The organism is Xaviernesmea oryzae (assembly GCF_900109605.1).
GTDB classification, from domain to species: Bacteria; Pseudomonadota; Alphaproteobacteria; order Rhizobiales; family Rhizobiaceae; genus Xaviernesmea; species Xaviernesmea oryzae.
In genome coordinates this window covers 144,197-166,105 of the sequence record NZ_FOAM01000006.1, presented here as the reverse complement: position 1 = coordinate 166,105, position 21,909 = coordinate 144,197, and the positions used below count along the sequence as shown (strand labels likewise).

Here is a 21,909-nt window from a genome sequence, read left to right as displayed (position 1 = left end):
TAGGCCAAGAACAGGGCGCGCAGATGCGTCGCCGCGCCGGCGGAGCCTGCAGGATCAGGCTCGGCAAGATCAGATAAGGAGATCGGCACATGCGCAAATATTCGGTTTTCGCCGTCGCGCGCGAGGCCATGCGGGCGCATAAAGGCTGGGAGGCGCAGTGGACCTCGCCCGAGCCGCGCAGCCAGTATGATGTGATCATCATCGGCGGCGGCGGCCATGGCCTGGGTGCTGCCTATTATCTCGCCAAGGAGCATGGCATCACCAATGTCGCGGTGATCGAGAAGGGCTGGCTCGGCGGCGGCAATACCGGCCGCAACACCACGATCATCCGCTCCAACTATCTCTATGAAGAGAGCATGGACATCTACGAGCATTCGCTCAAGCTCTGGGAAGGGCTGAGTCAGGAGCTCAATTACAACGTCATGTATTCGCCGCGTGGCGTGATGATGCTGTCGCACAACATTCACGACAGCCAAGTGTTCAAGCGCCATATCCATGCCAACCGGCTCTACGGCATCGACAATGAATGGCTGACGCCGGAACAGGCCAAGGATTACTGCCCGCCGCTCGATATTTCGGCGAGCGCCCGCTATCCGATCAACGGCGCGGCGCTGCAGCGGCGCGGCGGCACCGCGCGCCACGATGCGGTTGCCTGGGGCTATGCCCGCGCGGCGTCCGATCGCGGCGTCCACGTCATCCAAAATTGCGAGGTCAAGGCCATCCGGCGCGGTCCCGATGGCGCGGTGACCGGCGTGGAGACCACCAAGGGCTTCATCGGCGCGAAGAAGATTGGCGTGTCCGCATCAGGCCATAATTCGATGGTGCTGGCCATGGCCGATGTGCGCCTGCCCTTGCAGTCCAATCCGCTGCAGGCGCTTGTCTCCGAGCCGCTGAAGCCGATCTTCCCCTGCGTGGTCATGTCCAACACGGTGCATGCCTATATCTCGCAATCGGACAAGGGCGAACTGGTCATCGGCGCCGGCACCGATCAGTTCAATTCCTATTCCCAGACCGGCGGGCTGCAGATCATCACCCATACGCTGGATGCGATCTGCGAGCTGTTCCCGATCTTCCGCCGGGTCAAGATGATGCGCCAATGGGGCGGGATCACCGACAACACGCCAGATCGCTCGCCGATCCAGGGCGTGACCCCGGTGCCGAACCTCTTCGTCAATTGTGGCTGGGGCACCGGCGGCTTCAAGGCGACGCCCGGCTCGGCCCATCTCTTCGCGCATCTGATTGCGCGTGGCGAGCCGCATCGCCTCGCCGCTGGGCTGACGCTCGACCGCTTCCGCACCGGGCGGCTGATCGACGAAGCCGCCGCCGCCGCCGTGGCGCATTGAGCGCGGCCTCCGCCGCCTCGCGCCGAACCGAATTGATCAGGAAAAGCCCATGCTGTTGATCCATTGCCCCTATTGCGGGGAGGACCGCTCTGAACTGGAGTTCCGCGCCGCCGGCGATGCCCATATCGCCCGTCCCGCCAATATCGCCGCGATTTCGGACGAGGAATTCGCCGACTACTTCTTCCTGCGCGACAATCCCAAGGGCCTCATCTATGAGCGCTGGCGCCATATCCATGGCTGCGGCCGCTTCTTCAATGCCGTGCGCGACACGGTGAGCGACAAATTCGTGATGACCTACAAGGCGGGCGAGCCCAAACCGGATCTGAGCCCGGCGCCGGGCGTCGCGCCAGCGCTGCCGGCCGATAGCCGCCCTGTCGAAACCTATGAAGCCACGGAAGGACGAGCCGAATGACGGGCGCCAACCGCATTGCCGGCGCGGGCCGGCTCACCCCCGCCAAAACCGCGCGCTTCTCCTTCGACGGGCGCAGCTATACCGCGCTTGCGGGCGATACGGTGGCTTCGGCACTGCTTGCCAATGGCGTGCATCTCATGGGCCGCTCGTTCAAATATCACCGGCCGCGCGGCGTCGTTTCCGCCGGGCCGGAGGAACCCAACGCGCTGATCAACGTGTCGCGCGACACTGCCCGCAGCCAGCCGAACGTTCGCGCCACCGTGCAGGAAGTCTTCGACGGGATGAAGGTGGGGTCGCAGAACCGTTATCCCTCTCTGTCCTTCGACCTGGGCGGCGTCAATGATGCGCTCTCGCCCTTCTTTGCCGCCGGCTTCTACTACAAGACCTTCATGTGGCCGAAGCAGGCCTGGGCCTCGATCTATGAGCCGCGCATTCGCGAGGCGGCGGGCCTCGGTGTCTCGCCGACGGAGGAAGATCCGGATCACTATGCCTGCCGCTATGCCCATTGCGATGTGCTGGTCATCGGCGGCGGCGCGGCCGGGCTTGCGGCGGCCAGGGCGGCGGCACTTTCGGGTGCGAGCGTGATCCTGGCCGACGAGCAGCCAGAGCTTGGTGGCGCGCTGCATTTCGATACGGGCGCCGAAATCGATGGCCAGAACGGTTATGCCTGGGCGCAGAAGACGGCGCGTGAACTCGTCGGCATGGAGAATGTCACCCTCTTGAGCCGCACCACGGCCTTTGGCTATTACGCCCAGAATTTCGTGGCGATGGCCGAGCGCGTGACCGACCATATCAGCCGTCCCGAAGCCAATGCCCCGCGAGAGCGGCTCTGGCAGGTGCGTGCCAAGCGCGTGATCATCGCAACTGGCTCGATCGAGCGGCACATGGTCTTCGCCGACAATGATCGTCCGGGCATTCTGCTCGCCTCGGCGGCGCGCACCTATCTCAACCATTTCGGCGTTGCGGTCGGCCGCAAGGTCGGCGTCTATACCGCCCATGATTCGGCCTATGAGGCTGCCTTCGACCTGAAGCGGGCTGGCGTCTCAATCGTTGCCATTATCGACAGCCGCATGCGGCCGGGCGAAGGCCTGCTCGAACAGGCCCGTTCGCTCGGCATCGAGGTCTTCACCGATCATGCCGTCATCGCGACATCAGGCCGCCTGCGTGTGGCCTCGATGACGGTCGTGCCGAATGGTGGCAGCGCCAAGCGCAAATTCACGATCGATGCGCTGATCACCTCCTCCGGCTGGACGCCGTCCGTCCACATGTTCTCGCAGTCGCGCGGCAAGGTGGCCTATGATGCGGCGACCGGCCGCTTCCTGCCGGGCCATTATGTCCAGGATTGCGTCTCCGTCGGCACCTGCAACGGCACCGACGATCTCCAGGCGATCCTGGAGGAGGCGACGGCAGCCGGCGTTAAGATGGCGGCCGAGTCCGGCCATGATGGCGCAGCCGCGGCGACGCCTGCCGGCCGCAACCTGTTCGCCTGGACCGGTGGCATGGCGGGCGCGGCCTATGGGGCGGGGCCCGACGACAGCGTCAAGGCCTTCGTCGATTTCCAGAACGATGTCTGCGCCAAGGACATTCGCCTCGCCGTGCGCGAGGGCATGCATTCGATCGAGCATATCAAGCGCTTCACCACCAATGGCATGGCAACCGACCAGGGCAAGCTGTCGAACCTGCACGGCCTGGCGATTGCGGCGGAAGCGCTGGGACGCGGCATTCCAGAGGTAGGGCTCACCACCTTCCGCGCGCCCTATACGCCCGTCACCTTCGGAACGCTGATCGGCCATGCCCGCGGCGATATTTTCGATCCGACGCGCAAGACGCCGATGCATGCGGTCGAAGAGGCCAATGGCGCGGCCTTCGAGGATGTCGGCCAGTGGAAACGCGCCTGGTATTATCCGCGCGCCGGTGAAGACATGCATGCGGCCGTCAACCGCGAATGCCGCACCGTGCGCACCAGTGCCGGCTATTTCAACGCCTCCACGCTCGGCAAGATCGAGGTGGTCGGCCCCGATGCCGCCGCCTTCCTCAATCTGATCTACACCAACAGCTGGGACACGCTGAAGCCCGGCCGCTGCCGCTATGGCATCATGCTGCGCGAGGATGGCTTCGTCTATGACGACGGCGTCGTCGGCCGCATCGCCGAGGACCGCTTCCACGTGACCACCACCACCGGCGGCGCGCCGCGTGTGATGCATCATATGGAAGACTATCTCCAGACCGAATTCCCGCATCTCGATGTCTGGCTGACCTCCACCACCGAGCAATGGGCCGTCATCGCCGTGCAGGGACCGAAGGCGCGCGAGATCGTCGCGCCGCTGGTCGAGGGCGTCGATCTGTCGAACGAGGCCTTCCCGCATATGAGCGTGGCCGAAGCCAAGGTCTGCGGCGTGCCGGCCCGGCTCTTCCGCGTCTCCTTCACCGGCGAGCTCGGCTATGAAATCAACGTGCCGGCCGATTATGGCGCGGCGGTGTGGGAAGCGGTGGCCAAGGCCGCAGAGCCCTTCGGCGCCTGCCCCTACGGCACCGAGACCATGCACGTCCTGCGCGCCGAAAAGGGCTATATCATCGTCGGCCAGGATACGGACGGCACGCTGACGCCCGACGATGCCGGCCTTGCCTGGGCTGTCGGCAAGAAGAAGCCCGATTTCGTCGGCATTCGTGGTCTCAAGCGACCGGATCTCATTCGTGAGGGCCGCAAGCAGCTGGTCGGCCTTCTGACCAAGGACCCGAACATCGTGCTGGAGGAGGGTGCGCAGATCGTTGCCGATCCCAACCAGCCGAAGCCGATGACCATGCTCGGCCATGTCACCTCGGCCTATTGGTCGGAGAATGCCGGGCGCTCGATCGCGCTGGCCGTGGTCGCCGGCGGTCGCGCCAAGCTCGGCCAGACGCTCTATGTGCCCATGCCTGACAGGACGATTGCCGTCGAAGTCTCCGACATGGTGTTTATCGACAAGGAAGGAGGCCGTATCCATGGCTGACCCGTTCGCCACCGCCGCGCGCCGCCCCGCGCTGGCCGCCCATGCGTCAGGCGCCGCGCGCGCCAGCCTCACCCCGGCCGGCCCCGCCACGCGCCTGTCCTTGCGCGCCAAGCCGGAGGCGGTGCCGGCACTCTCCGCCGCGCTCGGCCTTGACCTGCCGACGCAGCCGAAGCGGGCCGCCCGACAGGGCGAGCGCCACGCGCTGTGGCTCGGGCCGGACGAATGGCTCGTCATCGATGAGAGCGAAGCGCCGCTGCTGCAGGCGCTTGACGGCGCAGGCGTGCTGCATTCGGCCGTGGATATCTCCCACCGCAATGCCGCCATCCTCGTCTCGGGCGCGGGTGCTGCCGCCGTTCTCAACAGCGGCTGCCCGCTCAACCTGTCGCCTGCCGTTTTCCCGATCGGCGCCTGCGCGCGCACGGTGCTGTCCAAAGCCGAAATCGTGCTCTACCGCACCGGCGAAACGGACTTCCGCGTGGAATGCTGGCGCTCTTTCGCGCCTTATGTTCTGGCCGTGCTGGCGGAGGCGGCTGCGGAGGTTTGAGGGCCGTACACTTGGCTGAGGTCGACTAGCCCTTTCTTTTATCCTTGAATGCGGCGTCGTCATCCCTGTTCAGGAAGGCGGCGCCGTCGCTTTCATAAATGCGTGTACAATCTCACTATCTCAACGAGCATTTCGTATCGCTTCATTGAAAGAGAATAAATTTATGATAAGCATTTCCGGCAACCGGGGGGCTGGAGATGATCAATCATCGCAAAGATATCGACGGATTACGTGCCGTCGCAGTTATGTCTGTCGTACTTTACCATTGCGGCTTTGAACGCTTTTTACATGGTGGCTATGTAGGGGTGGACGTTTTTTCGTCATCTCTGGCTTCTTGATCACCAAGATAATCTATTCAGAGATCAATTCCGGTATTTTTGACATCTGGAACTTTTACGAGCGTCGTGCGCGCCGAATCCTGCCGGCTATCCTTGCGGTCTATCTGGCCGTGATGATTGGCTCGTTTCTTATTTTAATGCCCAGCGAGACGGCTCAACAGGCACGAAACGCCATCTCGTCAATGGCGTTTGTCTCCAATATCTACTTCTATGAAAAATTTGACTATTTCGATGCGTCATCCGAATTCAACGCCTTGTTGCATACATGGTCGTTGTCGGTCGAAGAGCAGTTCTACTTGTTCTTCCCGCCGCTGCTTTTTGTGACGCACAAATTCTTTCCGAAGGCAGTGAAGCCAGCGATTGTTCTGGTTGCGATCTTGACCCTGGTCCAGTCGCAGATGCAGATCGGCTCGGACCCTTCAGCGGTCTTCTATCTCGTGCATTATCGTGCCTGGGAGTTGATGATCGGCTCCATTCTGGCCATCGGCCTGATCCCGGTTACAGCAAGCCCTGTCATTTCGAACCTCGTGTCTGCTGTTGGCCTTCTGTCGATTGTTGGCAGCGCGCTGCTTCTTGACAGAACGTCGCAATTTCCTGGCTTGGCCGCCGCACCGGCATGCTTGGGCGCCGCTGCCATTATCTGGGCAGGCACAAAATATGAGCCTGCGGTTGCCAAGCTGCTCGCACTGTCACCTGCTCAGTTCTTCGGGCGTATCTCTTATTCGCTGTATCTATGGCATTGGCCCATCTGGGTGCTTGGGAGTCAGCTTTTTGAGCCGAAGAACACGGTGCACAGGCTCATCTACATCTCCATAGCGATCCTCTGCGCCACCATCTCCTATTATGTTGTCGAGCAACCGTTCCGTCGACGCACACCTTCCGTTTCGGCAAAAAGGGTGGTTTTCTCGAGCTCCGTAAGCCTTGCTATCATGACAGTCGCCGCTCTTGCTCTGCCGTCGCTGTCGCAAGCTTTCTGGCGGGTATCGGCGCGTGTTGAGGAGGTGGCGAGCTTCATTAATTACCGGGCTGATCAGAACTTCCGAGTTGGAAAGTGCTTCCTGACCTCACGCTTCAATAAGCTCAGCGATTTTCATTTTGATGATTGCTTGGCCATGGCGTCTGACAAGCCAAATTACCTGTTGCTTGGTGACAGTCACGCAGCCCATTTTTACCCTGGGCTGGCGTCAAGGTCCGAGTTCAACCTCCTGCAAGCCACAGCTTCGGGATGCCGACCGATCGATACGAGCTTCGGCGAAAAGCGATGTGTCTCGCTTTTTTCTTACATTACAGATGAATTTCTTCCGACACATAAGGTCGATACCGTTATCATCTCCGCGCGGTGGCAGGAGGGTGATATGACCGGTCTGGCTAGGGAAATCGCCAAGATCGAGAAATTCGTCCCGAATGTGATCGTTTTCGGTCCGATTGCTGAGTATGACAAGGCGCTGCCCCGTGTTCTGGCGCAGTCGCTTTATCTCAACGATCCCGAGTTGCCGGCCCATCACCTGATTGCTGTGCGCAAGGCAGTCGATGCAGATTTGGCAAAAGGCGTTCCTGGCACCGGCGCACAATATGTATCTGTTTACGATACACTATGCCCCGCAGGCAGCTGCGAGCATTGGACAGCCGACGGGAATCCAATTCAATCTGATTACGGGCACCTGACGACGGCTGGATCCATGGAAATAGTGCGCAGAATGCAGCCTGTCCTGCTGGCCGGCTTTGCTCCGTAGCCCTGACTATATCCCCTGGTCAGCAGGACTGACATGGTCCTTACTGATCAGAGGAATTTAGGCTCTTCAAACCCCCTCCGGTCGATCCTTCGGGTCGAACTGGATGATGGTCAGCCAGGTGGCGGTCAGCGCCGGCTTGCGCTCGGCTTCGATCTCCACCGTCACGTCATAGGTGACCATCAGCATGCCGCCGCCGCGAAAGCGGGCGTCGGCCATGGTGAAGCGGCCGCGCACGCGTGCGCCGCTTTTGACCGGGGTGGCGAAGCGGACTTTGTCGAAGCCGTAATTGATGCCCATCGTCTGCTCGCGCACGCGCGGCAGGCAATTGTAGTTCATGGCCGACAGCAGCGACAGCGACAGGAAGCCATGGGCAATCGTGCCGCCGAAGTGGGTTTCCGCCTTGGCGCGCTCCGGATCGGTATGGATGAACTGATGATCGTCGGTCGCTTCGGCGAAGCGGTCGATCATGTCTTGCGAGACGGTGATCCAATCGGAAAGGCCGACCTCGGTGCCGATGAGATGCGGCACGTCGGAAAGGCTGATGTCGCGAGCCATGGTCGTCTCCGTGCTCAGGCCGCCTCGATGAGAAAGGCGATGCTGCGAGGGGCAATGATATCAGGCGCCGGCTCGTTGGAGGCCAGCGCATCCAGCCAGCGGCCGGGCAGGCGCAACGGCGCTGGTGCATCACCGCGATGAACGGCAATGGCCAGCCGGGTCGGAGCGCCGGTCTTCCCGTCCGTCGTCGACAGCACCATTACCAGGCTGTCGCTTTGAGGATTGTCCCAGTCCGACACCGTCATGGTCGCGCCGTCAAGCCGCAGCCAGGCGACATCGCCTTGGCCTGTGAGAAAAGCCGTGTCCTGGAAGACGCCGAAGCGGGCGCGTAGCGCAGCCAGCGCTTGCGCATGGGCGAGCAGGACCGGGTCGGCCGCCTGCCAGTCCACCCAGGTGATGGCGTTGTCCTGGGCATAGGCATTGTTGTTGCCCTTCTGGCTGCGCCCGAATTCATCGCCCGCCGCCAGCATGATGGCGCCCCGGCTGGCAAAGAGCGTCGACAGCAGCGCCATCAGGTCGCGCCGGCGCGCGGCGAGAATGGCGGCATCCGACGTCTCGCCCTCGGCGCCATTGTTCCAGGAATGGTTTTCATTATGGCCGTCGCGATTGTCCTCGCCATTGGCCTGGTTGTGCTTGCCCCTGTAGGCAACAAGATCGGCCAGGGTGAAGCCATCATGGGCGGCAATGAAGGTGACGCTGCGGGTTGCCTCTTCGCCATGATGCGCGAAGAGCGCCGAGGAGCCGGACAGCGCTGCGGCCAGCGCCCCCACCTTGCCGCCATCGCCACGCCAGAAGCAGCGGATGTCGTCGCGGGCGCGGTCGTTCCACTCGAGAAAGTCGGCCGGGAAATGACCGAGCTGATAGCCACCGGGGCCGATATCCCAGGGCTCGGCGATCATCAGCCGGCCGGCGAGCCAGGGATCGGCGGCCATGGCCTTGAACAAGGGCGCTTCCCGGCGGAAGCCCCAGGCGTCGCGGCCGAGAATGCTGCCGAGATCGAAGCGGAAGCCGTCGATGCCGGCATGGCGGACGAAATGGCGCAGCGTATCGAGGATCAGCCGCTCGACCACCGGATGGGCGCAGTCGATGGTATTGCCGCAGCCCGTATCGTTGATCAGCGTCAGGTCGGGCGCGTGGCGGTAATAGGTCAGGTTATCGAGGCCGCGCATGGAGAGCGTCGGGCCGAAGCGGTCGCTTTCGCCGGAATGGTTGAAGACCAGATCGAGGATCACGCCAATGCCCTCGGCATGCAGGGTGGCCACGGTCTCGCGCAGCTCCGTCACGCCGCCCGGCACGAGGCGCGGATCGAGCGCCATCATCGCCACGGGATTGTAGCCCCAGCCATTGGTCAGGCCCAAGGGCCCGAGATGCTGCTCGTCCACCCAGGCGGTGATCGGCATCAGCTCGACCGCCGCCACGCCAAGCGCCTTCAGATGGGCGATGATGGCGGGATGGGCAAGCGCGGCCACCGTGCCGCGCTGGGCCTCGGGAATATCGGGATGGAGCTTCGTGAAGGGGCGCACCGCGACTTCATAGACCAGCCCGCCTTTCGACCAATGCGCCGGCGTCAGCGGCAGTTCGGGCAGATCCGTCACGAGGGCGCGCGGCACAAGATCGGATGTATCGACACCTTGGACGCCGAGTGCGGGATCATAGCGGAAGGGCCGGTCGAGGATCACGGCATAGGGATCGACCAGGAGCTTGGCAGGATCGAACCAGAGCCCGCGGTCCGGCGCATAGATGCCATCGGCGCGGAAGCCATAGGCGGTGCCTGCAGGCGCCTGCGCCTTCACCCGCCAGACATGATCGGGGCCGCGCTGCATCGGCAGACGCGTCTCGCCGCCCGTCTTGGGAAAGAGGCAGAGATCGACCTGGGCGGCATGACGGGAGGCCACCGAAAATTCGGTGCCATCGACGTGGAAGGAGGCGCCAAGCGGGCTGTCGGTCATGCGGAAACTCCGATGCGGCGGGATGTCGAGAGCTGGACTATGACGGGGAGGTCTTGACGCTTCGTTCCAGAGTGGGGCGGGCCGACCCGGCGATCATGATATGCATAAAAAGGCCTGCCGTGCTCGCCTTCCAGACGCATGGATGACCGGATGACACGAGTTCGGATGCGTCCAAACTTGCCGTGAGACCATAATGCCAGCCCAATACATGGCCCTACGTCTAAAGAGCAGGGGCGTAAGGTCACTCTGCGCTTTTGCGCCTGTCGCGAAGTTTGGCTACCTTGCCCCAAGGCAACACCGAGGAGGAGACGGACATGCCCTACAGCATCACCCAATCGCGCATTTTGCGCGCACCGGCGGAGCGGATCTACCGCGCCTTTATCGAGCCGGATGCGCTGGTCAAATGGCTGCCGCCGCATGGCTATACCGCCACCGTGCATGCCATGGACGCCAAGGTTGGCGGTGGCTTTCGCATGTCCTTCCGCAATTTCACCAGCGGCCAGTCGCATTCCTTTTCCGGCCGCTTCCTGGAACTGCATCCGCATGAAAGGCTTCGCTATGTCGACAGTTTCGACGATCCGGCGCTGCCGGGCGAGATCGAGGTGGTAGTGGCGCTGAGAACGGTGATGATCGGCACCGAACTCACCGTGACACAGAGCGGTCTGCCGGATGTCATTCCGGCGGAAGCCTGCAATCGCGGCTGGCAGGAATCGCTCGGCCTTCTGGCCGAGCTGGTCGAGGCGGATATACCGGGCTAAGGATCGATCCGGGTGACAAGAAAAAGGCCCGGCGCGCTGGCGCCGGGCCTTGATGTCTGGATCAGGTAATGACGCTCGGCGTCTGCCGGCCGGTGCGCTGCCGGATATCGGCGATCTCTTCCGCCGCCTGGATCAGGTCGGCCAGCGCCTCCTGCGTCTCGATGTCGTGACGGGCGGCGTCCGGCTCGAAACGCTCGATATAGACGCGCAGCGTCGCACCCGACGTGCCGGTGCCCGACAGACGGTAGACGACGCGCGAGCCGCCTTCGAAAAGGATGCGGATGCCCTGATTGCTGCTGACGGAATGGTCGACCGGATCGTGATAGGAGAAATCATCCGCCGTCTGAACGGTGAGATCGCCGATCTTGGTGCCCGGCAGCGAGGCCAGCTTGTCGCGCAGCGCGGTGACGAGACCATTGGCGGCGGCCGAATCGACCTCTTCATAATCATGGCGCGAATAATAGTTGCGGCCATAGATCATCCAATGCTGGCGGGCGATCTCGACAACGCTTTCCTGGCGCACGGCCAGGATGTTGAGCCAGAGCAGCACGGCCCAGAGGCCATCCTTTTCGCGCACATGGTTGGAGCCGGTGCCGGCACTTTCCTCGCCGCAAATGGTGGCCAGACCGGCATCGAGCAGATTGCCGAAGAACTTCCAGCCGGTCGGCGTTTCATAGATGCCGATGCCAAGCTTTTCGGCCACGCGGTCGGCGGCGCCCGAGGTCGGCATCGAACGGGCGATGCCGGCGAGACCCTTCGAATAGCCGGGCGCCAGATGGGCGTTGGCGGCGAGCATGGCCAGACTGTCGGAGGGGGTGACGAAGATGCCCCGGCCGATGATGAGGTTGCGGTCGCCATCGCCGTCGGAGGCGGCGCCGAAATCAGGCGCATCATCGCCCATCATCTGATCGTAGAGCGCCTTGGCATGGACGAGGTTCGGGTCGGGGTGGTGGCCGCCGAAATCCGGCAGCGGCATGAAGTTCAGGACTGAGCCCTTGGGCGCGCCAAGCCGGTTTTCGAGGATTTCCTTGGCATAGGGACCGGTGACCGCGCTCATCGCGTCGAAGACGATGCGGAAGCCGTTCTGCAGCAGGGCGCGGATGGCGTTGAAATCGAACAGCTCTTCCATCAGCGCGGCGTAGTCGCTGACGGGATCGATGATCGTCACCTGCATGCCGGCGATTTCATGCGTGCCTTCGATGTCGAGATTGACGTCGGCTGCCTCGGCGATCTTGTAGCTGTCGATCACCTTGGTGCGGGCGAAGATCGCCTCGGTGATCTTCTCCGGCGCCGGGCCGCCATTGCCGATATTGTACTTGATGCCGAAATCCTCGGTCGGGCCGCCGGGATTGTGACTGGCCGACAGAACGATGCCGCCGAAGGCCTGGTATTTGCGGATGACGTTGGAGGCGGCTGGCGTGGAAAGAATGCCGCCACGACCGACCAGAACCCGGCCGAAGCCGTTGGCAGCCGCCATCTTGATGGCGATCTGGATGACCTCGCGGTTGAAATAGCGGCCATCACCGCCGATCACCAGCGTCTTGCCCTGGAAATCCTCCAGCGAATCGAAGATCGACTGGATGAAGTTCTGCGCGTAGTTTTCCTGCTGGAAGACCGGCACCTTCTTGCGCAGGCCGGAGGTTCCGGGTTTCTGATCCCCATAGGGCGTCGTCGCAACGGTCTTGATCATCGGGTTCGTTCAGCCTTTCGCGCAGAGTGTGGAATAGAGCGCGGCATAGCGGCCGGCGCTCGCATTCCAGGAAACATCCGTTTTCATGCCTTGTGCCTGCAGGCGGGCCCACAGGTGCGGCTCCTTGAACAATTTGACGGCGCGGCGCAGGGCCTGCCGAAGCGGATCCTCGCCGATAGGCGAGAACTGGAAGCCGGTCGCCGCAGCCGCATTCATCGCTGCCTCATTGGCATCGATAATGGTGTCCGCCAGGCCACCGGTGCGCGCCACGATCGGCACGCAACCGTAGCGCAGGCCATAAAGTTGCGTCAAACCGCAAGGCTCGAATCGGGAGGGGATAAGAATGGAATCGGCGCCCGCCTGCAACTGATGCGATAGGGGCTCGTCATAACCCTTCACCAGACCGATCCGGCCGGGATAAAGCGCGGCCGCTTCCTCGAGCAGGGCTTCGAGTTCGGCATCGCCGGAGCCGAGCACGGCCAGCATGCCGCCCTGGTCGATGATGTCGGGAATGACGGCGGCAAGCAGGTCCATGCCCTTCTGCCAGGTCAGCCGGCTGACCACCGAAAAAAGCGGACCTTCGGTATCGACGAGCTTGAAGCGCTCCAGCAGCGCCTTCCTGTTGGCCTTGCGGACCTCCAGCCGGCTCACGTCGTAATGCGCAGCGATCATCGGGTCCTTTGCCGGATTCCAGACATTCGTGTCGATGCCGTTGACGATGCCGACGAGCCTTTCCTGTCGGGCGGCCAGCAGGCCTTCCAGACCCATGCCGAATTCAGGCGTGAGAATTTCCTCGGCATAGGACGGGCTGACGGTGGTGATGGCATCGGCCGCGCGCATGCCACCCTTCAGGAAGCCGACCTGGCCATAATATTCGACCCAGTCCATGTGGAAAGCGGCCGGGGGAAGCGCGAGTTCCTGAAACGTGTCGGCGGAAAACTGGCCCTGGAAGGCGATGTTGTGGATCGTCAACACAACAGGCGTTTGCGGCCGGCGGCCGAAGCGCAGATAGACCGGCGTCAGCGCCGCCTGCCAGTCATGCACGTGAACGAGATCAGGCCGCCAATTTTTCAGGCAGCCTTCAGCAATCAGGGCGGCGGCAAGCGAAAGACCGGCAAAACGGCGGAAATTATCCGGATGATCGCGGCCGCCTGTGTCGAGGTAAGGTCCGCCTGGCCGGTCGAACAGGGCAGGGGCGTCGAGCAGCAGAAGGTCCAGCCCCTCATGCGTGACAGCCAGGAGACGGGCAGGGTTGCCGAAAAGCGTCTCGAAGACGTGCACTTCGCGCGGCTCTTCGCCATAGCGCAGCTTGGCCAGCACGGCGGGATAGGCGGGAAGCAGCGTGCGCATGGTCACGCCATGGGCGGCCAGCGCTTCCGGCAGGGCGCCCGCCACATCGGCCAGGCCGCCTGTCTTGATCAGCGGGTAGACTTCTGAGGCAACGGAAAGAACCTGCATCGCCGGCGTGCCCTGTTGTTCGATTGATATGGTTATGCGCTGATCAGACAGGTTCGGCTCCGGCAGCAGGATTGTCTCGCAAGCAAGAGACGGAGCCATGTGTGCGTCGCCGTCTCTTCGCGCCTTTGTCTGGAGCAGCTTCCTGTTTCAGGAGGATGACAGGCCGCGCGCCTTTCCTCAGAGAGGCAGGCGGCCCGTTTCAGCTGTCTGCGTCAGAGCATCAGCTTGTCGATCATCGGCTGGGTGATCAGGCAAATGCCGCTCTCGGTGCGCCGGAAGCGCTTGGCATCCAGCTCGGGATCCTCGCCGACGACAAGGCCTTCGGGAATGACGACGCGGGCATCGATCACGACATTGCTCAGCTGCGCATGACGGCCGATCTTCACATCCGGCAGCACGACCGAATTTTCCACGTGCGAATAGGAGTTCACGCGCACACCTGTGAACAGCAGGCTGCGGTTCAGCGAGGCGCCGGAAATGATGCAATCGCCCGAGACCAGCGAGGAAACGGCGGAGCCCCGGCGGTTGTCATCGTCATGGACGAATTTCGCCGGCGGCTTGATCTCGGCGAAGGTCCAGATTGGCCAGGTGCTGTCATAGATATCGAGTTCGGGCGTGATGTGGGTTAGGTCGATATTGGCCTGCCAATAGGCATCGATCGTGCCGACATCGCGCCAGTAGGCTTCGCGTTCGAAATTGGACCGAACGCAGGAATTGGCGAAGCGGTGGGCGATCGCTTTGCCATGCTCGACGATGTAGGGGATGATGTCCTTGCCGAAGTCGCGGCTGGACTTGGGATCGGCGGCATCGCGGCGCAGGATGTCCATCAGGAACTTGGTGTGAAAGACATAGATCCCCATGGAGGCCAGCGCCACCTCGGGATTGCCGGGGATGCCGGGCGGATCTGCCGGCTTTTCCACGAAATCGATGATGCGGTCATGTTCATCGACATGCATGACGCCGAAGCCCGTGGCTTCCATGCGCGGGACTTCCAGGCAGCCGATGGTGACGTCGGCGCCGGAATCCACGTGCTGCTGCAGCATCAGCTCGTAGTCCATTTTGTAGATATGATCACCCGCCAGGATGACCATGAATTCAACGCCGTAATCCTCGATGATATCGGCATTCTGATAGACGGCATCAGCCGTGCCTTCATACCATTGCGTCTCGGAGACGCGCTGGCTCGCCGGCAGAACGTCGAAGCTTTCATTGCGTTCGGGACGAAAGAAGTTCCAGCCGCGCTGGAGGTGGCGGATCAGCGAATGCGCTTTGTACTGGGTGGCGACGCCGATGCGGCGAATCCCCGAATTGAGAGCATTGGAGAGGGCGAAATCGATGATGCGGGCCTTGCCGCCGAAATAGACGGCCGGCTTGGCGCGCCGGTCGGTCAATTCCTTCAGGCGGCTGCCGCGTCCGCCGGCCAGCACATAGGCCATGGCGTCTCGTGCCAGGGGTTGCGTGCGTTTCTCCATGTAGTCCCTCCCGATGTCCTTGTTCGTTCAGACTGCGCTCGGCGGAGCGCCTACTGCTTCATTCGTGTCAAAGCCCTACTGTCGACAGCATCCTTCGCGTTTGGCAAACGCTGATCAGATGCCGTAACGCGTCAACCCGCCGCATGGTTTTGTCCTCAAGATCCGATCCGATCCCAGGACGATGCATGGGTTTGCGTCTCTCTCCCACGACGTCTGCGCTTCGCGTCACCTCGATCTTACACTTCGAACGCATCGAGGCACCGGATTTCGAGCTAAAAAAGCTCGTTGTCACCTGGATTTATCACATCGCCGGGCCAGGCGCGTCCTCCTCGTCCTCCGTGCTCACCTCCTCGAACATCACGGTGGCGAGCGGAGGCAGGGTGATGGCGGCGAAAATGGCTCCCGAGCCGATCCGCTTGGCTTCGATCGAGCCGCCATTGCCCTTGCCGCTGCCGCCATAGATCTCGGCATCCGTGTTCAGGATCTCGCGCCAGCGCCCGGCCTTGGGCAGTGGGATCGAATAGTGCTCGCGATAGACGGGGGTGAAATTGCTGACGACGGCAACGCGCTTTTCGCCCGGCGCCTTGCGCAGCCAGGCAAAGACCGAATTCTCGCGGTCGTCGGCGATCAGCCATTCGAAGCCTTCGCCTTCGCAGTCGCGCGCATGCAGCGAAGGCTTGGCGCGATAGGTGCCGTTGAGATCGCGCACCAGCCGGTGCATGCCTCGATGGAGCGGATATTCCAGCAGGTTCCAATCGAGCCCGCGCTCATGCGACCACTCGCTCCACTGCGCGAATTCCTGGCCCATGAACAGAAGCTTCTTGCCCGGATAACCCCACATGAACCCGTAATAGGCCCTGAGATTGGCGAATTTCTGCCAGTCGTCGCCGGCCATCTTGGCGATCAGCGAGCCTTTGCCATGCACCACCTCGTCATGGGAGAGCGGCAGCACGAAGTTTTCGGAAAAGGCATAGACCAGACCGAAGGTCAGATCGTGGTGATGATATTTGCGGTGCACCGGCTCACGCGACAAATATTGCAGCGTGTCGTGCATGAAGCCCATGTTCCATTTGAACCCGAAGCCCAGCCCGCCGTCATGAACCGGGGCTGACACCTTGGGCCAGGAGGTGGACTCCTCGGCGATCGTCAGAATGCCGGGATGGCTGCCATAGGCATGCCGGTTCATCGTCTGGAGAAAGCGCACCGCCTCCAGATTTTCGTTGCCGCCATATTCGTTCGGCACCCATTCGCCATGCTTGCGCGAGTAGTCGAGATAGAGCATCGAGGCGACCGCATCGACGCGCAGGCCATCCAGATGAAAGGTCTCGGCCCAGTAGAGCGCGTTGTTCACGAGATAGGAAAAGACCTCGGCGCGGCCGAAATTGTAGATGGCCGTGTTCCAGTCTGGGTGGAAACCCTGGCGCGGGTCCTCATGCTCGTAAAGCGCGGTGCCGTCGAAACGGCGAAGGCCATGGGCATCGACGGGAAAATGGGCGGGCACCCAATCGAGGATGACGCCGATGCCGGCCTTGTGCGCACCGTCGACAAAGCGGGCCAAGCCTTCAGGCTCGCCAAATCGCGCGGTCGGCGCATAGAGCCCGGTCGTCTGGTAGCCCCAGGACGGGTCGTAGGGATATTCGCTGATCGGCAGGAATTCGATGTGGGTGAAGCCCATGTCGACGCAATAGGGGATCAGCCGGTCGCCAAGCTCGTCCCAGCTGAGGAAATCGCCCGTATCGCTCTTCTGCCAGGAGCCGGCATGCACCTCATAGATCGAGATCGGCTGGCGGCGGGCATCGACGGACGACCAGTGCGCCCGATGCGCCGCATCCTTCCAGTCATGATCGATGACGGGCGCGGTGACGGAGGCGGTGGCCGGGCGCAGCTCGGAACGCCGGGCATAGGGATCGGCCTTCAGCGGCTGCAGTTCGCCATGCGGGCCGAGGATCTCGAACTTGTAGGCCGCGCCGGTCGTCACGTCGGGCAGGAAGATTTCCCAGATGCCTGTGTCGCGCCGCAGACGCATGACATGACGGCGCCCATCCCAACCGTTGAAATCGCCCACCACCGAAACGCGCTGCGCATTGGGCGCCCAGACGGCGAAGTGGAAGCCATCGACGCCTTCATGGACCAGCGGATGCGCGCCCATCTTGTCGAACAGACGGAGATGGGAGCCTTCGCGGATGAGATAATCGTCCATCGGCCCGAGCACCGGACCGAAACAATAGGGGTCAACGACCCGCCAGCTGCCGCCGGCATTGGCAGCGCGATAGGCGATCGGCTGGCGGCGATCGAGCGTCACCGGCCCTTCGAAGAATCCGGCATCGTCAAGGCGGGTCAGCGTGCCGACCGCCTCGCCCGACAGGGTCTCGACCTCGACGGTTTCGGCGCCCGGAATCAAGCAGCGGGCCAGAAGCCCGCCGCCGTTTTTGTCATGAAGCCCCAGCACGGCGAAAGGATCGCCATGCCGGGCGCCGATGATGGCATCGATGTCCTCGCGCGGAAGCGATGATGGGTTCGTCGTCGCGTCCACGGTCGAGTTGGTCATCCTGCTCTCCAGATTTCCTTGGAATATTGGCGAATGGTCCGGTCGGAGGAGAACCAGCCCATACGCGCTGTATTGCGAATGGTCTTGCCGTACCAGACGGCTTCGTCCGTCCACAGCGCGTCCACCTCGCGCTGGGCTTTGGCATAGGCATCGAAATCGGCGGCGACCATGAACCAGTCGTGGCTGTAGAGCCCGTCGACGAGGCCGGAGAAGCGGCCACGATCATCGTGCGAAAACACGCCGGAGGCAATCGCCTGCAGCGCCTGCGACAATTCGCGGGAGCCCTCGATGATCGCGCGCGGATTGTGACCCTCGGCACGTGCCTTGGACACCTCTTCCGCCGTCATGCCGAAGATCTTGATGTTTTCTTCCCCTACCTGGTCGCGCATCTCGACATTCGCCCCGTCGAGCGTGCCGATGGTGAGCGCACCGTTCAACGCAAATTTCATGTTCCCGGTTCCCGAGGCTTCCATGCCGGCGGTCGAAATTTGTTCCGACAGGTCGGCGGCGGGCACCATGATCTCCGCGAGCGAGACATTGTAATTGGGGACGAACACGACTTTCAACAGGCCACGCACCGCCGGATCATTATTGATGACGCGGGCAACGTCGTTGGCCAGTTTGATGATCAGCTTGGCGTTGTGATAGCTCGGCGCCGCCTTGCCGGCGAAGAGCTTGACGCGCGGCACCCAGTCGAGTTCGGGATGCGAGCGGATCTGGTCGTAGAGCGACACCGCCTCGATGATGTTGAGCAGCTGGCGCTTGTATTCGTGGATGCGCTTGATCTGGATGTCGAACATGGCCGAGGGGTTCAGCCGCACGCCCATGCGGTTCTGCACCAGTTGAGCGAGCTTGACCTTGTTGTCGCGCTTGATCGCGGCAAAACGGGCCTGGAATTCCCGGTCGTCGGCAAAGGCGTCCAGCGCCTTCAGCTCTTCGGCATCGTCCATGAACGCGTCGCCAATGGCTTCGCGGATCAGGCTGAACAAGGCCGGGTTGCACTGCATCAGCCAGCGGCGTGGCGTGATGCCGTTGGTCTTGTTGTTGATGCGCTGCGGATAGAGCCTGTGCAGGTCGGCAAAAACCGTGTCCTTCATCAGCTCGGTGTGCAGGGCCGAGACGCCATTGATCGAATGCGAACCGACAAAGGCGAGATTGCCCATGCGCACGCGGCGGTCGCCGCTTTCGTCGATCAGCGAGATCGTGCGGATGGCCTCGTCGCCAAGCCGCTTCTCCTTGCGCGCCTCGATCATGATCTTGGCGTTGATCGCATAGACGATCTGCATGTGGCGCGGCAGCAGCCGCTCGAACAACGGCACCGGCCAGGTTTCCAGCGCTTCCGGCAGCAGCGTATGGTTGGTGTAGGAGAAGGTGTGACGGGCGATATCCCAAGCCTGGTCGAAGCTCAAGCCATGCACGTCGGTCAGCAGGCGTACGAGTTCGGCGACCGATACCGCAGGATGGGTATCGTTGAGCTGGATCGAGACCTTGTCCGGCAGAGAGGTGAAATCGGGATATTGCTGGAGATGGCGGCGCAGGATGTCCTGCAGCGAGGCGGAGGAGAAGAAATATTCCTGCCGCAGGCGCAGCTCCTGGCCGGCGGGCGTGGCATCGGCCGGATAGAGCACGCGCGCCAGGCTCTCGGCCTTGTTGCTTTCGCGCAGCGCGCCGATATGGTCGCCGGCATTGAAGGCGTCGAGCAGGATCGGGTCGATCGGATGGGCGGTCCAAAGCCGGAGCGTGTTGGTGCGCTTGGCGCGCCAGCCGACGACAGGCGTATCGCAGGCGGTGGCGATCACGCGTTCGGCTGGCTTCCAGAGATAGCGGGTGACTTCCTCATCGATATTGACGGTTTCGACAGAGCCGCCGAAGCCGATTTCGTAGGAGCTTTCGCGCCGCTCGAATTCCCACGGGTTTCCATGGGCGAGCCAGGTTTCCGGCAGCTCCACCTGCCAGCCATCCGACATTTGCTGGCGGAAGAGGCCGTGGACGTAGCGAATGCCGTAGCCATAGGCGGGGATATCCACCGTGGCCATCGATTCCATGAAACAGGCTGCGAGACGGCCGAGACCGCCATTGCCAAGCGCGGCATCCGGCTCGAGCTGGGCAATCACATCGATATCGACGCCGAAGGTGCCGAGCGCCTCGCGCAGCGCTTCGTCGATGCCCAGATTGGTGATGGCGTCGCGCATCAGACGGCCGATCAGGAATTCCAGCGAGAGATAATAGACGCGCTTGCGGCCGCTCTCATAGGTCTTGCGCGTCGAGTCCATCCAGTTGTCGGTGATCCGGTCGCGCGCCACCAAAATGGCTGCCGTCAGCCAGTCATGCGGCTTGGCGACCTTCGGATCCTTGCCTATACGATAGGTCAGGCGCTCGATGATTTCCTGCGCCAGGATCTTGGGACTGGATTCCCGCGGCTCGGCTGCCGGAACATTCTCATTCTCGACTTGTCTGCTCATGAAGCGCGCACCCCTCGTCGCATGGATCATGACGGTTTGGGAGCTGCCCGCTCCAACACCGCTCGGTCTGCATCAAAAAGTCGGAGCAGGACGAAAGCACACAGGCGTTTCGCCACCCTGTTCCAGGCGGAAAACAGGCGGGCCAAGGCCATCCCTGTCCGCACGATGAGCATAGTTATGCATTGATGTGAAAGTGGTGCAACGGGTGACGCTGTCAGAAAATGGCACAATTGTGCGGTGGTGAATGCTTTGCCAAAGCTTCCCGCATCTTTTTGATATTTATGAGAAATACTACGATGCCCGCAAGGATTTCTTAAAGTGTTTCAGGCATCCTGAATGCTTGTCAGTGGGCCAAGGTCACGGCGAGGCTCGCCGTGTTCAGGCCGATGGTCTTGAAGGCCGACATCAGGCCGGCGGCATCGTCGGCGGGAAAGAAATGCGCGGCATCTGTCGCGCAGCTCGACAGAAGCTTCTTGCCCGCAGCCGGCGCCATGAAGGCCACTGTATAGACCTCCATGCCCGCGGATTTCGCCTGTTTGCAGGCCGAGAGCGTTGCGCTGTCGGAGGCGCCGCTCGAATCCTTGTTCTTGCCGAAATAATTGTTCTCGCCATCGGTCATGAACACGATGGTCTTTTTCGGCACCAGGCCGTTTTTGTTGAGATGGGCCTTGTTCTCATCGGCAGTGACCAGAGAATTATAGGCCATCACGAAGGCGTCGCTGGAATCCGTGTTGCCGCCGGCGCTCAAGGCGTTGACATAGCTCATGGCTGTGGCGGTGCCCCAGGCCAATGGGCTCGGGGTGTACATGGAGGTGCTGTAAGACACCGCGCCCGTGCGCACATAGGATGAGTCCGGATCGCTGTTCTTCAGCTGGGTAAAGAGGCTTGAGACTGCCAGTTTGAGCGAATTGATCTTGGTGAGGTTGCAGCTGGTAGCCGTGTTGCCGGCTGCGCAGCTGGAGTTCGGATCACGCTGGTTGGTTCGGTCGCCCATCGAGCCGGAGCGATCGAGCACGAGATACATGGACACGGCATTTTGCGTGCTGGTCGTGCCTTTGGATATGCTGGAGGCATGGACCACCGCGTCGGTCGCGCCGAGCATCCGCGTCAGGCCGGAAATCTTGACGGGCATGTCGGCCGAGATGGTGACGACGTACCGCGTGCCATTGCCGGGCATCGCCTGCTGGTCGATATCGATGCCCAGGCTCTGGGCGAGGCGCTCGCTGGCTGCGTCGTCCTCCGCCGTCGACGAGCTTCTCCAGTTGCGCATCTGCGTGCGGAAGAAATCACGCGCGACGAGCTTGGCCTGATCGGAACTCATCGTCTTGTTGGCAAGGGCCGAGGAGGCGGCCAGTGCTGCTGCATCCGCCGCATCCTGAAGCGTGCTGCGCGCGCGCACCATATTGGTCATGTCGATCGCCACGCCCCCGGCGCCGAAGGCAATGGGCAGGGCGATCGCCGCGGTCACGCCGAAATTGCCGGCCTTTGCCCGCATGAAGGCGGCGAGCGCGGCGCGCAGACGTGCTCGATGAACCATGGCGCTTTCCCTCCGGAATTTCGGTCGTAGCTTACCTTATGGGAGTCCATGTTTCTGTCTGGTCATCAAGATTGCTCAATATGTCTTCATCGGCCAGATTTGAGGGTGTGTCCGTCATGC

At 62.2% G+C, this 21,909-nt stretch carries 14 protein-coding genes; 6 read left to right on the top strand and 8 right to left on the bottom strand.

The features are described 5' to 3' along the window. Nucleotides 1-89: 89 nt before the first annotated feature. The 5 genes from BMX61_RS09435 (at nt 90) to BMX61_RS09415 (ending at nt 7,360) form a co-directional block, all read left to right on the top strand. Nucleotides 90-1,343 (top strand): sarcosine oxidase subunit beta family protein, encoded by a 1,254-nt coding sequence (locus BMX61_RS09435; protein WP_075626904.1) that lies wholly within the window; start codon nt 90-92, stop codon nt 1,341-1,343. 49 nt (nt 1,344-1,392) lie between these two features. After that, nucleotides 1,393-1,755, top strand: coding sequence for a sarcosine oxidase subunit delta (locus tag BMX61_RS09430; RefSeq protein WP_075626905.1), 363 nt, complete (start codon nt 1,393-1,395; stop codon nt 1,753-1,755). Beyond that, a complete protein-coding gene (locus BMX61_RS09425; protein WP_075626906.1) occupies nt 1,752-4,745 on the top strand; it encodes a sarcosine oxidase subunit alpha in 2,994 nt (997 codons plus the stop codon). The genes BMX61_RS09430 and BMX61_RS09425 overlap by 4 nt, the downstream gene beginning before the upstream one ends. Further along, complete coding sequence (locus BMX61_RS09420) at nt 4,738-5,289, top strand: sarcosine oxidase subunit gamma (protein ID WP_075626907.1); 552 nt, start codon at nt 4,738-4,740, stop codon at nt 5,287-5,289. The genes BMX61_RS09425 and BMX61_RS09420 overlap by 8 nt, the downstream gene beginning before the upstream one ends. A 322-nt stretch (nt 5,290-5,611) precedes the next feature. Beyond that, nucleotides 5,612-7,360, top strand: coding sequence for an acyltransferase family protein (locus BMX61_RS09415; protein WP_083639363.1), 1,749 nt, complete (start codon nt 5,612-5,614; stop codon nt 7,358-7,360). Between the two features lie 66 nt (nt 7,361-7,426). Here the strand turns inward: BMX61_RS09415 and BMX61_RS09410 are convergent, their stop codons facing one another. Both BMX61_RS09410 and glgX read right to left on the bottom strand, forming a co-directional pair. Then, complete coding sequence (locus tag BMX61_RS09410) at nt 7,427-7,915, bottom strand: MaoC family dehydratase (RefSeq protein WP_075626908.1); 489 nt, start codon at nt 7,913-7,915, stop codon at nt 7,427-7,429. 14 nt (nt 7,916-7,929) lie between these two features. Continuing rightward, nucleotides 7,930-9,864 (bottom strand): glycogen debranching protein GlgX, encoded by a 1,935-nt coding sequence (gene glgX, locus BMX61_RS09405; RefSeq protein WP_075626909.1) that lies wholly within the window; start codon nt 9,862-9,864, stop codon nt 7,930-7,932. Nucleotides 9,865-10,178: 314 nt separating this feature from the next. Between glgX and BMX61_RS09400 the strand changes: the two genes are divergently transcribed. Continuing rightward, a complete protein-coding gene (locus BMX61_RS09400; protein WP_075626910.1) occupies nt 10,179-10,622 on the top strand; it encodes an SRPBCC family protein in 444 nt (147 codons plus the stop codon). Nucleotides 10,623-10,683: 61 nt separating this feature from the next. On the opposite strand, the gene BMX61_RS09395 is transcribed toward BMX61_RS09400, so the two are convergent. From BMX61_RS09395 to BMX61_RS09370, 6 genes are all read right to left on the bottom strand, one after another. Beyond that, nucleotides 10,684-12,312, bottom strand: coding sequence for an alpha-D-glucose phosphate-specific phosphoglucomutase (locus BMX61_RS09395; protein ID WP_075626911.1), 1,629 nt, complete (start codon nt 12,310-12,312; stop codon nt 10,684-10,686). 9 nt (nt 12,313-12,321) lie between these two features. Continuing rightward, on the bottom strand, nt 12,322-13,770 hold the full coding sequence (gene glgA, locus BMX61_RS09390) for a glycogen synthase GlgA (protein WP_075626912.1): 1,449 nt from the start codon (nt 13,768-13,770) through the stop codon (nt 12,322-12,324). A gap of 212 nt (nt 13,771-13,982) precedes the next feature. Next, the gene (gene glgC, locus BMX61_RS09385) at nt 13,983-15,242 is read right to left on the bottom strand and encodes a glucose-1-phosphate adenylyltransferase (RefSeq protein ID WP_075626913.1); all 1,260 of its coding nucleotides are present in this window, start codon (nt 15,240-15,242) and stop codon (nt 13,983-13,985) included. A gap of 301 nt (nt 15,243-15,543) precedes the next feature. Then, nucleotides 15,544-17,790, bottom strand: a complete 2,247-nt coding sequence (gene glgB / locus BMX61_RS09380; RefSeq protein WP_075626914.1) for a 1,4-alpha-glucan branching protein GlgB — start codon at nt 17,788-17,790, stop codon at nt 15,544-15,546. Further along, nucleotides 17,787-20,252 (bottom strand): glycogen/starch/alpha-glucan phosphorylase, encoded by a 2,466-nt coding sequence (locus tag BMX61_RS09375; protein ID WP_075626915.1) that lies wholly within the window; start codon nt 20,250-20,252, stop codon nt 17,787-17,789. Before BMX61_RS09375 ends, glgB begins: the two co-directional genes overlap by 4 nt. 343 nt (nt 20,253-20,595) lie before the next feature. Then, a complete protein-coding gene (locus BMX61_RS09370; protein ID WP_075626916.1) occupies nt 20,596-21,789 on the bottom strand; it encodes a vWA domain-containing protein in 1,194 nt (397 codons plus the stop codon). Nucleotides 21,790-21,909 lie beyond the last annotated feature (120 nt).